Annotated in this window: 12 protein-coding genes; 7 read left to right on the forward strand and 5 right to left on the reverse strand. The window is 67.4% G+C overall.

Going from position 1 to position 13,817, the window contains the following annotated elements; translation table 11 throughout:
- Positions 1–30: 30 nt before the first annotated feature.
- The 4 genes from gabT to IHE57_RS03875 form a co-directional block, all read right to left on the reverse strand.
- A complete protein-coding gene (gene gabT, locus IHE57_RS03860) occupies positions 31–1,395 on the reverse strand; it encodes a 4-aminobutyrate--2-oxoglutarate transaminase (protein ID WP_209370921.1) in 1,365 nt (454 codons plus the stop codon).
- 128 nt (positions 1,396–1,523) lie between these two features.
- Complete coding sequence (gene ygfZ / locus IHE57_RS03865) at positions 1,524–2,738, reverse strand: CAF17-like 4Fe-4S cluster assembly/insertion protein YgfZ (RefSeq protein ID WP_209370922.1); 1,215 nt, start codon at positions 2,736–2,738, stop codon at positions 1,524–1,526.
- A gap of 1 nt (position 2,739) precedes the next feature.
- Positions 2,740–3,339: a nitrobindin family protein gene (locus IHE57_RS03870; RefSeq protein WP_209370924.1), complete on the reverse strand. Its 600-nt coding sequence runs from the start codon at positions 3,337–3,339 to the stop codon at positions 2,740–2,742.
- A 141-nt stretch (positions 3,340–3,480) separates the two neighbouring features.
- Complete coding sequence (locus IHE57_RS03875) at positions 3,481–4,284, reverse strand: ammonia permease (protein WP_343071784.1); 804 nt, start codon at positions 4,282–4,284, stop codon at positions 3,481–3,483.
- 94 nt (positions 4,285–4,378) lie between these two features.
- Between IHE57_RS03875 and IHE57_RS03880 the strand changes: the two genes are divergently transcribed.
- The 4 genes from IHE57_RS03880 to IHE57_RS03895 are packed head-to-tail and all read left to right on the forward strand — an operon-like array spanning position 4,379 to position 9,264.
- Entirely contained in the window at positions 4,379–5,191 is an 813-nt protein-coding gene (locus IHE57_RS03880; protein ID WP_209370926.1) for a winged helix-turn-helix transcriptional regulator, read from the forward strand.
- Complete coding sequence (gene mshD / locus IHE57_RS03885) at positions 5,188–6,144, forward strand: mycothiol synthase (RefSeq protein ID WP_209370928.1); 957 nt, start codon at positions 5,188–5,190, stop codon at positions 6,142–6,144. The genes IHE57_RS03880 and mshD overlap by 4 nt, the downstream gene beginning before the upstream one ends.
- 4 nt (positions 6,145–6,148) lie before the next feature.
- A complete protein-coding gene (locus IHE57_RS03890) occupies positions 6,149–8,293 on the forward strand; it encodes an RNA degradosome polyphosphate kinase (RefSeq protein WP_209370930.1) in 2,145 nt (714 codons plus the stop codon).
- Entirely contained in the window at positions 8,290–9,264 is a 975-nt protein-coding gene (locus IHE57_RS03895) for an NUDIX hydrolase (protein ID WP_209370931.1), read from the forward strand. The genes IHE57_RS03890 and IHE57_RS03895 overlap by 4 nt, the downstream gene beginning before the upstream one ends.
- A 36-nt stretch (positions 9,265–9,300) precedes the next feature.
- Here the strand turns inward: IHE57_RS03895 and IHE57_RS03900 are convergent, their stop codons facing one another.
- Positions 9,301–10,110 carry a class I SAM-dependent methyltransferase gene (locus tag IHE57_RS03900; RefSeq protein ID WP_209370933.1) on the reverse strand — a complete coding sequence of 270 codons (810 nt, stop codon included), beginning with the start codon at positions 10,108–10,110 and terminating at the stop codon, positions 9,301–9,303.
- A gap of 267 nt (positions 10,111–10,377) precedes the next feature.
- Here IHE57_RS03900 and pstS point away from each other — a divergent pair, with 267 nt between their 5' ends.
- The 3 genes from pstS to pstA all read left to right on the forward strand — a co-directional run bounded on the left by pstS (position 10,378) and on the right by pstA (position 13,759).
- The gene (pstS, locus tag IHE57_RS03905) at positions 10,378–11,478 is read left to right on the forward strand and encodes a phosphate ABC transporter substrate-binding protein PstS (protein ID WP_436627478.1); all 1,101 of its coding nucleotides are present in this window, start codon (positions 10,378–10,380) and stop codon (positions 11,476–11,478) included.
- Positions 11,479–11,726: 248 nt separating this feature from the next.
- Positions 11,727–12,617 carry a phosphate ABC transporter permease subunit PstC gene (gene pstC / locus IHE57_RS03910; protein WP_366933845.1) on the forward strand — a complete coding sequence of 297 codons (891 nt, stop codon included), beginning with the start codon at positions 11,727–11,729 and terminating at the stop codon, positions 12,615–12,617.
- A 5-nt stretch (positions 12,618–12,622) separates the two neighbouring features.
- The gene (pstA, locus tag IHE57_RS03915; protein ID WP_209370938.1) at positions 12,623–13,759 is read left to right on the forward strand and encodes a phosphate ABC transporter permease PstA; all 1,137 of its coding nucleotides are present in this window, start codon (positions 12,623–12,625) and stop codon (positions 13,757–13,759) included.
- Positions 13,760–13,817 lie beyond the last annotated feature (58 nt).

The raw sequence follows: 13,817 nt of genomic DNA on the forward strand, positions 1-13,817 counted from the left end.
TCTGCGCCGCCGTCAGGCGGCTGCGGGCGGTCAGCCGAGGAGTTCGGCCAGGCCCGCCTCGATGACGTCGAACGCGTCGTTCAGCAGTTCGTCGGAGATCGTCAGCGGCGGCAGGAAGCGCAGAATGTTGCCGAAGGTGCCCGTCGTGAGCACGAGCACGCCGTTCTTCGCACAGTGGTCGGCGAGCTTCTTGACCAGATCGGGGTTCGGCTCGATCGAGTCGTGCTCGACGAACTCGGCGGCGATCATGGCACCGCGGCCGCGGATGTCGCCGACCTCGGGGTACTTCGACTGCAGCTTGGTCAGACGGTCGACGAGGATCTCACCGATATGTGCGGCGTTGGCGACCAGTCCGTCCTCTTCGTATGCGGCGATCGCTCCGAGGGCCGCGGCACAGGCGGTCGGGTTGCCGCCGTAGGTTCCACCGAGGCGGCCCGGGCCGACCGAGTCCATGATCTCCGCGCGACCGGTCACGGCCGACAGCGGCAGACCGCCGGCGATGCCCTTGGCCGTGGTGATCAGGTCGGGGACGATGCCCTCCCATTCGGAGGCGAACATCTTGCCGGTGCGGGCGAAGCCGGCCTGCACCTCGTCGGCGACGAAGACGATGCCCTTCTCGCGGGCGTAGTCGACGAGCGTGGGCAGGAAGCCCTCGGCCGGGACGATGAAGCCGCCCTCGCCCTGGATGGGTTCGATGACGATCGCGGCAACGTATTCGGAGCCGATCTGCTTCTCGATCATCGTGATGACGCGCTTGGCTGCGTCCTCACCGCTGATCTTCGTGCCCGCGGCGTCGTTGTCCCGGTACGGGTACGACATCGGGGCCCGGTAGACCTCCCCGGCGAAGGGACCGAAGCCGGCCTTGTAGGGGGCGGCCTTCGAGGTCATCGCCATGGTCAGGTTCGTGCGACCGTGGTAGGCGTGGTCGAAGACGACGACGGCATCGCGGCCGGTGTGGGCGCGGGCGATCTTCACTGCGTTCTCGACCGCCTCGGCGCCGGAGTTCAGCAGCACGGTGCGCTTCTCGTGGTCTCCCGGAGTGACGCGGTTGAGGGCTTCGGCGACCTCGACATAGTTCTCGTACGGGTTGACCATGAAGCAGGTATGGGTGAATGCCTCGAGCTGGGCCTTCGCCTTCTCGACCACGCGCGGATTCGAGTTCCCGGCCGTGGTCACGGCGATGCCCGAACCGAGGTCGATGAGCTGGTTGCCGTCGGCGTCCTTGAGGATGCCGCCGCCGGCCGCCACCACGTAGGCAGGCAAGCTCGAACCGACACCGGTCGCCACGGCGCTTCTGCGCCGCTCCTCGAGTTCACGGGACTTCGGTCCCGGAATCTCAGTGACGATCTTACGTTCCTGCGGCAGAGCTTCGCCGCCAATCTCCAAAGCTGTCATAAGGGGAACAATAGGGGTTCCCGACGCTTTTTGTCACTTATCGTCCGCAGGCTGGGCACAGCGCTCGCATTCGGCAACTCCGAGGTGCGGATTCCGTTGCCGTCGGGCAGCTGGGCAGCGCCCCGAGGTCAGCGGTTCTGGTTCCGCATGTCGACGTCCTTGTTGCGTGCCGGAAGCTCGCGTTCGTGTTCGCGCACGGGCACCACGATGGTCTCCTGCGCCCCGACGACGCGGTCTCCGTCGCTCATTTCGAAGCTCAGGCCGGCCTCGGTGGAGAGGTTGCGTTTGACCACGGCCAGACCGATGGGGCCGAGCTGCCAATGCACCATCACCGAGGTCAGGGTGCCCACGGACCGTTCCGATCCGCGGACCTCGGCGAGCACATCGGCTCCCGGGTCCGGAGCGATGTGTCCGGATCCGTCGAGGTGGACGAAGGTCAGACGCCTGGGCGGCTGTCCCAGGTTGTGCACACGTGCCACGGCCTCCTGACCGCGATAGCAGCCCTTGGCCAGGTGCACGGCCGTGCGCAGCAGATCGAGTTCGCCGACGAGCGCCTTGTGGTCGATCTCATTCCAGCCCGGACGCCAGGCGGCGATCCGCAGTGCCTCCCAGGCGTCGAACCCGGCCATGGAGAAGTCCTTGGCCGACAGTCCCTGCAGATCGGAGCGCTTGACGATGCCGATGACGAAGGGCGTCTCGAGACCGGGATGGTCGGTGCCCGCGATCTCCTGTCCGATGTCGATCTGGGCGTAGGAGGCCGAGCCGACGCCGATGTGCGGCCAGGGATCGGCCCACAGCCGGGTCACGGGCAGCTTCTCGGGCAGAGCGGTCACGGCGCCGAAGCACTGATAGTCGTCGCTGAGGTCGTCGATCTCGACCCGCATCATGAAGACCATCCTGCGCAGGAAGTCCAGCGTCTCGTCGGTGCCCAGCTCGCTGATCGCCCACAGCGCCTCACCGTCGTCGACGATCTTGAGCCAGCCCTCGATCCGACCGTTCGGGTCGAGGACGAGGGTCTCGGTGGACACTCCCGGCGCGAGGGCGTCGATCTTCTGCGTGGTGATCGAGTTGAGCCAGGTCAGGCGGTCCGGCCCGCTCAGCCGCAGCACACGCAGATGAGGGAGGTCGACGAGGCCGTCCTTCTCCTCGAGCATGCGCTGCTCGCGCAGGGAGGCACCGTAGTGCAGCGGAGTCTCGGACAGGCGCCCGGTTCCCATGACCGCGGTGGAACTCAGCGGTCGGGCCAGGGAGGACCGGCGCACGGTCGCCTCGGCGGAAGTGCTCTCATTCTCCGGCGACGGCGAATCGGAGGGATCGGAATTCGGCGACACGGGATCGGTCATCTTAAGACAGCTTCTTCAATCTGGCAGAGGAGTGCGTGGCGAGTTCGTGCCCCAGGGCTGCCATGTCCCAGGCCCACATGAGTTCGCCGCCGACGAGGCCGTACATGCGCGTCGAGGCGGTGTACTCCTTCGCGGTCTTCGTTCGGGCCACGACGTCGGTGGCGAGGTCGATGCGCGGGCCCCTGACGGTTCCCGCGTAGAGTTCCATGACGCCGTGCGGGTGGACGATCTCGGCTTCGATCTCGAAGGCGTCGTCGTTCGTGCGCAGGGTCTCGACCGCGGCGGCGGAGGTGAAGCTCTGCTGTGCGGTGGGCACCATCATGCCCGGCCCCACGTCACCTTCGTCGTGCTCACGCACGAGCTGCCAGATGCCGGACTCCAGCGTCAGGGTCGATTCGAGTTCCCCGGATTCGTCGAGCAGCCACGCATGCGCGTTGTACTGGAGGAACGGGGTGCCCTCATGGGCGACGAAGTCGATGCGCTGGCCGAACTGCTTCTCAGGCGTGTCCGCATAGCCGACCACACCGACGCCCTCCCAGGACCCGATCAGCCAGGACAGCGGGACGAGCTCCGGATGGACCGAGGCGTCAAGTTCGATCATAGGAATCAGCGATTGTCTTTGAACAGCGCAGTGACGACCTTGACCCCCACGCCCAGGGCGCCGAGAGCGGCGAGGCCGACGAGGCTGGAGAAGACGATTTCGAGAGCAGCGAGATTTTCCATGCCCTCAGTCTACAGTTCCTCAGAGTGCGATGCGCTCCATGGCGTAGACGACGACACCGCCGAGGGCGATGGGGGCCGCGCCGAGCGCCAGCTGCACGGCGAAGCTGCGGGCCTTCTCCACGTTCTTCTTCAGTTCGATGTTCTGCGAGGCCTCGAGGCTGGCCGCCTGGAACTTCGCATAGGCGACGAGCCCGAGCATCCGGTCGACGGCGGCCACGAGCAGACCCATGATGACGCCGAGGACGAGCGCGGCCGGCCAGGAGATCGAATCGTCGAACACGAGCACCGAGAGGATTCCGGCGACGGCCGTGGCCATGGCCAGGGCCAGCGGTGAGGTGTAGATCGGCGGCCACGGCAGTGCCGTCATGCACTGGGCGACGATGAGTGCGGCGAGGCCGATGACGATGGCCTCCTTGTCCCCGGGCACCGTGATCGCCGCGACCCAGGTGCTGGCGGACAGAACGATGACGAGGCCGGAGACCTGAGCGGAGACATTGGCCACCGCATAGGAGGCGCCGATGCCGCGAGTGAGGTTCTGGACGAAGGTCCACAGCAGTCCCAGACCGGCGAGGACGGGCAGCCAGTCGAGATAGGGAGCGGTCGAATCCTGCCACGCGGCCGACAGTCCCGCCACGCCGAAGAGAGCGAGCATGATCGACGTCGCCCGCGACTGCGGGGAGTCCGTCAGGCGCGGCCAGCCGTAGGCGACGCCGAGGACGATGAGCCCGGTCGCCAACAGGAACAGTGTGTAGCCCCAGTACACGGAGGTGCTGAGGGCCAGCACCAGCACGAGGGCGACGGCTACTCGAATCCATCTGATCACAGCACTATCGTGCCTCATCTTCTCGTGCCTTCGCGATTTCGCCCTCGCTATACTTTGGCTCAGACGTCGGGCGCCGAGGAGGTGGATGCAGCACATGCGGATTCTGCACATCTGCCCCACGGCCCGGCTCGATCACCCCATCGCTCCCGAATCGCTGCAGTACCTCGGCCACCGCATCGACCGCTGCGGAGCCGAGCAGCTGCCGACCACGGACACGGTCTCCCCCGACGCCGATCTCGTCATCGCCGATGCCTGCCTCGATCTCTCCCTGGCCCCGCGGATCTCCGAGATGCTCACCGCTGCCGGCGTCACCGCTCCCGTCATCGTCGTCCTCGGCGAAGGCGGGCTCGCAACCGCCTCGGCGCAGTGGAACGTCGCGGACTTCCTCCTCACCACCGCCGGCCCCGCCGAGGTGGAGGCCCGTCTGCGCGTGGCCCGCGACCGCCATCTCGCCGCCTTCTCCGATGCGGTCCGCAGCGGCGGGCCGTGGAACGCCGAGGGCGAGCCGATGATCGTCGTCACCGGCACCCTGCGCATCGACGAGGGCGCGTTCACCGCCGAACTCGGCGGGCGCGGCCTCGACCTGACCTATCGCGAGTTCGCGCTGCTGAAGTTCTTCGCCATGCATCCCGAACGCGTCTTCACCCGTGACGACATCCTGCTGGCCGTGTGGGGCGATGACTACTTCGGCGGCACCCGCACGGTTGACGTGCATGTTCGCCGGCTCCGTGCGAAACTCGGCAAAGACCTCGAGAACGCCATCCACACCGTGCGCAATGTCGGCTATCGCTTCAGCGCCGACAGCGTCACCGCGGAGGCGGACGGCGAGTCCGAGCCCCCGCAGGCGGAGACGAGAGCGCAGGCGGGCCCGAGAACGGCAACGAGCACAGAGGACGTGAAGGCATGAGAATCCAGGCCAGCGGAGCGATCACCGCCACCCCCATCGACACCCTCACCGAGGCGGAGCTGGGCTTCCTCGACCGTGTGGCCGCCGCCGACGGAGCGGCCGAGATCTCCGGCGGGCTGATGGCCATCGCCACCGGCGAGGACACCGCCCACGAGGCGCAGACCGCCTCGAGCGTGTGGCGCGTCTGCGCCGATGACGGGCACGGAGCGGAGGAGCTCATCGGCTTCGGGATCCGCGCGCTGCAGGGCGAGCGCCACGCCGCCGAGTTCCTCATCGCCCCCGACCACCGCGGACAGGGCCTGGGCGAACGGCTGCTGCTGACGATCCTCGACGAGCAGCCCGCTTCCTGGTGCTGGTCCCACGGCGACCACCCGGCCGCGGCCCACCTGGCGAAGAAGCACGGGCTCGGACGCGACCGCGTGCTCTACCAGATGCGCACCGACTCCGGGCTGGGGCTCGACGACCTGCCCGCGACGCAGGCGCCCGAGGGCGTGGAGATCCGCTCCTTCGCCCCCGGCGACGAGGACGGATGGCTGGCCGTGAACAATGCCGCCTTCGACTGGCATCCGGAGCAGGGCTCGCAGACCCGTGCCGACATCGACGCCCTCGTCACCGCGACGGACTTCGAACCCGACTCGCTCGTCATCGCCGAGCGCGAGGGCGCAGTCATCGGCTTCCACCAGACGAAGCTCACGGACACGGAGTCCGAGGGCCGCCTCGGCGAGGTCTATGTCGTCGGCGTCGATCCGCGCGTCCATGCCAAGGGCGTGGGCAGGGCCCTGACGATCGAGGGCATGCGGAGGATGGTCGCCGCCGGAGCCGGGGCCATCGAACTCTACGTCGAGTCGGACAACGCCCCGGCGCTACGCTTGTACGAGCGGCTGGGATTCCATGTCGCGGTCGCGCACGTGTCCTACGCGCCGGCGGCGGAGACGACGAGCGAGAAGGAGTAGACCGATGTACGACATCGCAGCAGCCGGCAGGGAGCTGGGTCTGCCCGAGCCCGCCGACCGCTTCCTCGACCGGGAGCTCAGCTGGCTGGCATTCAACGAACGCGTCCTCGACCTCGCCTCGGACCCGCAGATCCCGCTGCTCGAACGAGTGCGTTTCCTCTCGATCTTCGCGACCAACCTCGACGAGTTCTTCATGGTCCGCGTCGCCGGCCTCAAGCGCCGCATCAACACAGGGCTCGCGGTGCCGAGTGTGACCGGCCGGATGCCGGCGCAGGTCATGCACGCCATCGGGCAGCGGGCGTATGAGCTGATGAGCCGGCACGCGGCTCTGCTCAAGGACGACATCGGCCCTCGCCTCGATGCGGAGGCGATCACGAAGGTCGCCGTCGATGAGCTCACGGAGGGCGAACGCGCTCGCGTCGACGAGTTCTTCTTCGGCCACGTCTTCCCCGTCCTCACGCCATTGGCCGTCGATCCGGCCCACCCGTTCCCCTATATCTCGGGACTCTCGCTCAACCTCGGCGTGCTCCTGCGCTACCCCGATTCGGGCAAGGAGCTCTTCGCCCGGGTCAAGGTGCCCCCGCGCCTGCCCCGTTTCTTCAACGTCGCCGAGGCGACCGACCGTCCTGCCGGACGCGATGTGCCCGCCCGCTTCGTCGCGCTCGAGGACATCATCGCCGAGCACCTGAGCACGCTCTTCGAGGGCATGGAGGTCATCCACCACTCGACTTTCCGCGTCACCCGCAACGAGGACCTCGAGGTCGAGGAGGACGATGCGGAGAACCTGCTCAAGGCCCTGGAGAAGGAGCTGCTGCGCAGGCGCTTCGGACCGGCCGTGCGGATGGAGATCACCGAGAACATCCATCCGCGGGTGCTCGAGATGCTCAAGGACGAACTGGGCATCCACGAATCCGAGATCTACCATCTGCCGACGCCGCTCGACCTGTCGGGCATGTCCGATATCGCCGATGTCGCCCGCGACGACCTGCACTTCCCGAAGATGGTCCCGCAGATGAACAAGGACCTCTCGCTGCGCGAATCCAGCGATCAGGTCGATGTGTTCGCCGCCGTGGCCAGCCGGGACATCCTGCTCCACCACCCCTATGACTCGTTCTCCACGAGTGTGCAGGCCTTCCTCGAGCAGGCCGCGTCCGACAAGAACGTGCTCGCGATCAAGCAGACGCTCTACCGCACCTCCGGCGACTCGCCGATCATCGACGCCCTCGTCGATGCCGCCCAGGCCGGCATCCAGGTGCTCGCCGTCGTCGAGATCAAGGCGCGCTTCGACGAGGAGGCCAACATCACCTGGGCGCGCAAGCTGGAGCGCGCCGGCGTCCACGTCGTCTACGGCATCGTCGGGCTCAAGACCCATGCGAAGCTCTCCCTGGTCGTGCGGCAGGAGGCCGAGGGGCTGGCCCGCTACTGCCATGTCGGCACCGGCAACTACCACCCGAAGACCGCCCGCGGCTACGAGGACTTCGGCCTGCTGACGAAGGACACGGCCGTCGCCGATGATCTCACGAAGCTGTTCAACCAGCTCTCCGGCTATGCTCCGCGCTCCGAGTACTCCCGCCTCCTCGTCGCGCCCACCAAGGTGCGCTCGGGCCTGATCGAGCTCATCGAGTCCGAGATCGCCATCGCCGAGGCGGGCGGGGCCGGGCAGGTGCGCATCAAGGTCAACTCCATCGTCGACGAAGCCATCATCGATGCCCTCTACCGGGCGTCTCGTGCCGGGGTGAGCGTCGAAGTGTTCGTCCGCGGGATCTGCGCCCTGCGTCCCGGGATCGAAGGGCTGAGCGAGAACATCACCGTCCGCTCCGTGCTCGGACGGTTCCTCGAGCACTCGCGGGCGTTCGTCTTCGGCAACGGGGGCGATCCCATCGTCTACATCGGTTCGGCGGACATGATGCACCGCAACCTCGACCGTCGGGTCGAGACGCTCGTGCAGATCGTCGACGATCGCCACCGGGCCGAGATCATCGAGCTCTTCGATCTCGCCTTCGCCGAGACCACCTCGGCGTTCGATCTCGCCGGTGACGGCAAGTGGACGCGGCGGACGCATGCCGAGGACGGAACCGAGCTCGTCGACTACCAGTCGGAGCTCATCCGCCGTCATCGCAAGGACCGGCGGATCGGGGATGAGGCGTGAGCCCCTCCTCGGTCTCCTCGGCGCAGAAGTCCTCACGTGTCTCCGCCGATGTGCTGGCCGCAGGTGCCGTGTGCTGGAGGCGCGGGGCCGATGGCCTCGAAGTGGTCCTCATCCACCGCCCGAAGTACAACGACTGGTCCTGGCCCAAGGGCAAGGTCGACCCCGGGGAGACCCTGCCCGAGACCGCTGTGCGCGAGGTCAAGGAGGAGACGGGGCTCGACATTCGCCTCGGCATCCCGCTGCCCACCGCCGAGTACAAGGTCGGCGGGAAGAACACGAAGAAGGTCTTCTACTGGTCGGCCGAGGTCAGGGGCGATGCGGCGTTCGCACCGATGAACAAGCGCGAGGTCGACCGGGCGAAGTGGTTCCCGATCGAGAAGGCGAGGACGAAGCTGACGTCCTATTCCGATCGGGAGCAGCTCGACGCCGTGGAGAAGTACGATTCGACGGATGCGCTGCGTGCCTGGCCGCTCATCCTCGTCCGTCACGGCAAGGCCTTCCCGCGGTCGAAGTGGCATGAGACCGAGCATGTGCGCCCGCTGCTCAAGCTCGGCACCCGGCAGGCGATGGCCCTGACCGGTCTGCTGGGAGCCTGGGAGACGAAGAAGCTGGTATCGAGCCCGTGGAAGCGGTGCATGGCGACCCTGGCGCCGCTGTCGGCCGCGACGGGCAAGTCGATCAAGAAGGTGCCCACGCTGAGTGAGAAGGCGAACTCGGCGAACCCGGCGAAGACCGCACGCTTCATCGAGAAGCTGCTCGAGCGGGGCCGTCCCGTCATCTACTGCACGCACCGGCCGGTGCTGCCGACGATCTTCTCCGTCTACGCCGCACGTGCCCCGAAGCGAGTGGTGGCGAAGCTGCCGAAGGAGGACCCCTACCTCAAACCCGGTGAGGTGCTCATCGCCTATGTGCGGCCCGGGCCCGTGGCCCGCATCGTCGAGATCGAACGCGTCCGCCCCATCGACGCCTGACCAGGCGTGCGGGGCCGGAGCACTCGTGCGAACGGCTCAGGCGACGGTGCAGCCTGCTCCGTAGAGCATCGGACCGAGGACCACGCCGTCGGCCTCGTCGATCTCCGCGCCGAGGCGCTCGGTGAGAGTGTCGATGCCGATCTCCTCGGCCGAGGCGATGCCCATCTCCTCGAGTGCCGGCACCACGGCGGCCAGAGCGTTCGTCCACCCGAAGATCGGAGCGGCCCCTCCGCCGCCTGCGGGCGCGTCCACGCTCAGCCGCGGTTCGGGCAGACCGGCGGCACGGAAGGTCGCGAACAGCTTCGGGCCCATCCGCGCATCGGCTCCGGCCCGGGCGAGGACCTCGAGCATCCAGGTCCTCACGGTCTCCCACAGCGGTGTGCGCGCGCTCGTCCACTCGTGGGTGAGATCGAACTCGTGCAGGCAGACCAGGCCTCCTGGACGCACATGGTCGGCGATGCGGGCGAGCACGGGAGCCGGATCCGACAGGTACATGAGGACCGCTCTGCCGACGACGGCGTCGAATTCCTCGTCGATGTCGAGGTCGCGCAGGTCCGCCTCGGCGAAGGCGATCTGCGGTCGGTCAGCGAGCGCGGTCCTGGCCGCGTCGAGGGCCGTCGGGTCACGGTCGACGGCGAGGACGCTGCCCTCCTCGCCGACGAGATCGGCGGCGATGGCGGCCACCGACCCCGCACCCGTGCCGAGGTCGAGCACGCGCATCCCGCGGCCGATTCCCGCATCTGCGAGGAATCGCTCGGTGAGTGGGTCGAGCACGACCGCCTGATCGCGCAGCCTGCCGTGGTCGTCCTCTCCCTCTCCCATGACGTAGCGGTCCTGAGTGCGCATGGTTCCTCCCTGAACGTCGTCGCTTCCGGTGGTCGCCGCGACCGGGCGGAGGCGGTTCCACCATGCAGGACACCGTAGGAGCCGTCTTCGAGGGGGAACAACACCTCCACGAACCTCACGGCGTGCACGCGAACCGATGCCAAGCCTTCAATGCGCGTTCACCTCTCATTCACTCGGCGACTCCCCACACTTCACGCGTGATCCTTACCGTGAATCGCGTACAACCGAGAACTCTCGAGCTGTGTCCACAACATGAAAGGCATCTTCGTGAAGATGAAGCATCTCGCCCCCTCCGCAGCGATCCTCGCGGTCGGCGCCCTCACCCTCTCGGCCTGCGGCGGGGCCTCGGCCACCGGTGAGGAGGCCAGCGGCGGCGACAGTGATCTGCAGGGCACCCTGACCGGCATCGGCGCCTCCTCGCAGAAGGCGGCCATGGACGCCTGGTCGGCCGACTTCACCTCGCAGAACTCCGGTGTGACCGTCAACTACTCCCCCGACGGCTCGGGCGCCGGTCGTGAGCAGTTCCTCGCCGGCAACGCGCAGTTCGCCGGCTCGGACGCCCACCTCGACGACGACGAGGTCAAGGCCGGGAAGGACGCCTGCGGGGCCGACGGGGCCTTCGAGTTCCCCGTCTACATCTCCCCGATCGCCGTGACCTTCAATGTCAAGGGCGTCGATGAGCTCAATCTCTCCCCTGACACGATCGCGAAGATCTTCAAGGGCGAGATCACGAACTGGAACGACAAGACCATCAAGGCCGACAATCCGGATGCGAAGCTGCCCGATCTCAAGATCACCGCCGTCCACCGCGCCGACGACTCGGGCACCACCGAGAACTTCGCCGAGTACCTCAAGGCCACCGCCGAGAAGACCTGGGACGCCGAGGTCGACGGCAACTTCCCGAAGGAGTACGGCGGCGAAGCGGCGCAGGGCACCGACGGCGTGATCCAGACCGTCTCGGACACCGACGGCGCCATCGGCTACGCCGACGCCTCGGCCGTGGGCGAGCTGTCCACCGCCAAGGTCAAGGTCGGCGACGAGTTCGTCGAGCTCTCCCCCGAAGCGGCGAGCAAGGTCGTCGACGCCTCGGAGAAGGTCGAGGGACGCGGAGAGGGCGACCTCGCCTTCGATCTGGCCCGCGACACCACCGAGTCCGGTGCCTACCCGATCGTCCTCGTCTCCTACCACCTCGTCTGCTCCTCCTACAAGGACCAGGAGACCGTGGACATGGTCAAGGCCTGGGAGAAGTTCGTCGTCTCCGAGGAAGGACAGAAGTCGGCCGCCGAATCAGCCGGGTCCGCTCCGCTGTCCGATGACCTCCGATCCCAGATCGAAGAGGTCATCGACTCGATCAAGGTCGCCGAGTGACGGTGGTCCCTGACTTCGAGAAATGACCATCCGAAGAGCGGCGCAGAGTCCCTGCGCCGCTCTTCGGCGCCTGCGGAACCATCCGGGTTCCACCACAAGTCACGTGAGGAGCACTTGTGCCGACCAGCACACAGATCACCGAGTCTGGCCCCACCGGGCCGGGCTCCGCACCCGAAGCCGGGCCGCAGCCGCCGGCTTCGAACCCCGGCGGCACGCGGCCGAAGGCCGTCGTCCGTCCCGGCGACCGGATCTTCTCGGCCGCCACACTCATCGCCGGCATCCTGATCCTGCTCATCCTCGCCGGAGTGGCCCTGTTCCTGCTCGCGCAGTCGAAGGACACGATCGCCGCCCAGCTGAGCGATCCCACGCAGATCACCGGCGGCAGGGGATTCTTCTCCTACGTCTGGCCGCTGGTCATCGGCACTCTCATCTCTGCGGCGATCGCGCTCGTCGTGGCGACTCCCTTCGCCCTGGGCATCGCCCTGTTCACCACGCATATGGCGCCGCGCAGGCTCGCCCCGATGCTCGGCTACGTCATCGACCTCCTCGCCGCCATCCCCTCGGTCGTCTACGGACTCTGGGGCATCGCACTGGCCGGCAACCTCACCGGCTTCTACCTGTGGCTGTCGAAGTGGTTCGGGTGGATCCCGATCTTCGCGCCGGCCGCCGATGGGTCCGTCTCGCAGACGGGACGCACACTGCTGACCGCATCGCTCGTGCTCTCGATCATGATCCTGCCGATCATCACCTCCCTGACCCGTGAGATCTTCCTCCAGACACCGCGTCTGCAGGAGGAAGCGGCCCTGGCGCTCGGCGCCACCCGCTGGGAGATGATCCGGATGGCCGTGCTGCCCTTCGGCAGGTCGGGCATCGTCTCGGCCACCATGCTCGGCCTCGGCCGCGCATTGGGCGAGACCATGGCCGTGGCCATGATCCTCTCCCCCGGCGTCCTCACCGCCTCGCTGGTCGTCAGCGGCAACCAGACCATCGCCTCGGAGATCGCGCAGAACTTCCCTGAGGCCGCCGGCCTGCGCCTGTCCGAACTCATCACGGTCGGGCTCGTCCTCTTCGTCATCACCCTGCTGGTGAACATGGGGGCGCGCGCGATCGTCGCTCGAACCTCGGTGAAGGGAAGCTGAGAACTGTGACCACCGCAGACACTGCCATCGCCAAGCCTGCGAAGCTGACTTCGAAGCAGCTTCCGCAGGCCACCCCGTGGGTCGTCGCCACGGCCTCGATCGTCCTGGCGATCGTCATCGGCTTCGTCTTCTTCGGCGGCTTCAACGTCCCCGTCGTCGCCGTGCTCGCCGGCCTCATCAACATGGTCGCGGTGTTCGTGCTCTCCGCGTCCTATGAGGGCCGTCGCAAGGCGGTCGACCGGGTTGCGACCACCGTCGTCACCTCGACCTTCGTCCTCGCGTGCGTTCCCCTCATCTCGCTTCTGTGGCTGACCGCGTCCAAGGGCGGTGCCGCCATCAGCGGTGATCTGCTCAGCCGCACCATGCTCGGCATGAAGGGTGTGCTCGATCAGCAGTACGTGGCCGGGGAGGCGACTCTCGCCGGAGGCTTCTACCACGCCATCGTCGGCACCGTGCTCATCACGCTGGCTGCCTGCGTCATCTCGATCCCGATCGGCGTCCTCACCGCCATCTACCTCGTCGAGTACGCCGGTAAGAACCGTCTGGGCAGGGCCATCACCTTCCTCGTCGACGTGATGACCGGCATCCCTTCGATCGTCGCCGGTCTCTTCGCGTTCGCGCTGTTCTCGACGGTGGCGAATGTGCTCATGCCGGCCTCGGCGGGAATCGCGAAGACCGGCTTCACAGCGGCCGTGGCCCTGTCGGTGCTCATGGTCCCCATCGTCGTGCGCAATACGGAGGAGATCCTGCGTCTGGTGCCGATGGATCTGCGGGAGGCCTCCTACGCTCTCGGCGTGCCGAAGTGGAAGACGATCATGAAGATCGTGCTGCCCACCTCGGTGTCGGGAATCCTCTCCGGGGTCACCATCGCCATCGCTCGCGTCATCGGTGAGACCGCACCGATCATGGTCACCGCCGGATTCGCGAAGACGCTCAACTGGAACCTGTTCTCCGGATGGATGTCGACGCTGCCGACCTACATCTACGATTCGCAGCTGCGCCCGGTCTCGCCCGGTGCCGCCGCTCTGGCCAGCTCCGAACGTGCCTGGGCCGCCGCCCTCGTGCTCGTCCTGCTGGTCATGGTGCTCAACCTGCTGGCTCGCATCATCGCGAAGGTGCTGGCTCCGAAGAGCGGACGCTGATGGTCCTGGTACCGAGCCGCACACTCGCGGGCCGGGCACACGTAGGCCGGCCGTCACA

The organism is Brevibacterium renqingii, assembly GCF_017808105.1.
GTDB classification, from domain to species: domain Bacteria; phylum Actinomycetota; class Actinomycetes; order Actinomycetales; family Brevibacteriaceae; genus Brevibacterium; species Brevibacterium renqingii.

What these genes read in the sequence shown, in the direction of transcription:
- gabT (WP_209370921.1), bottom strand. Translation starts at nt 1,395, where the DNA reads ATGACAGCTTTGGAGATTGGCGGCGAAGCTCTGCCGCAGGAACGTAAG.
- ygfZ (WP_209370922.1), bottom strand. Translation starts at nt 2,738, where the DNA reads ATGACCGATCCCGTGTCGCCGAATTCCGATCCCTCCGATTCGCCGTCG.
- IHE57_RS03870 (WP_209370924.1), bottom strand. Translation starts at nt 3,339, where the DNA reads ATGATCGAACTTGACGCCTCGGTCCATCCGGAGCTCGTCCCGCTGTCC.
- IHE57_RS03880 (WP_209370926.1), top strand. Translation starts at nt 4,379, where the DNA reads ATGCGGATTCTGCACATCTGCCCCACGGCCCGGCTCGATCACCCCATC.
- mshD (WP_209370928.1), top strand. Translation starts at nt 5,188, where the DNA reads ATGAGAATCCAGGCCAGCGGAGCGATCACCGCCACCCCCATCGACACC.
- IHE57_RS03890 (WP_209370930.1), top strand. Translation starts at nt 6,149, where the DNA reads ATGTACGACATCGCAGCAGCCGGCAGGGAGCTGGGTCTGCCCGAGCCC.
- IHE57_RS03900 (WP_209370933.1), bottom strand. Translation starts at nt 10,110, where the DNA reads ATGCGCACTCAGGACCGCTACGTCATGGGAGAGGGAGAGGACGACCAC.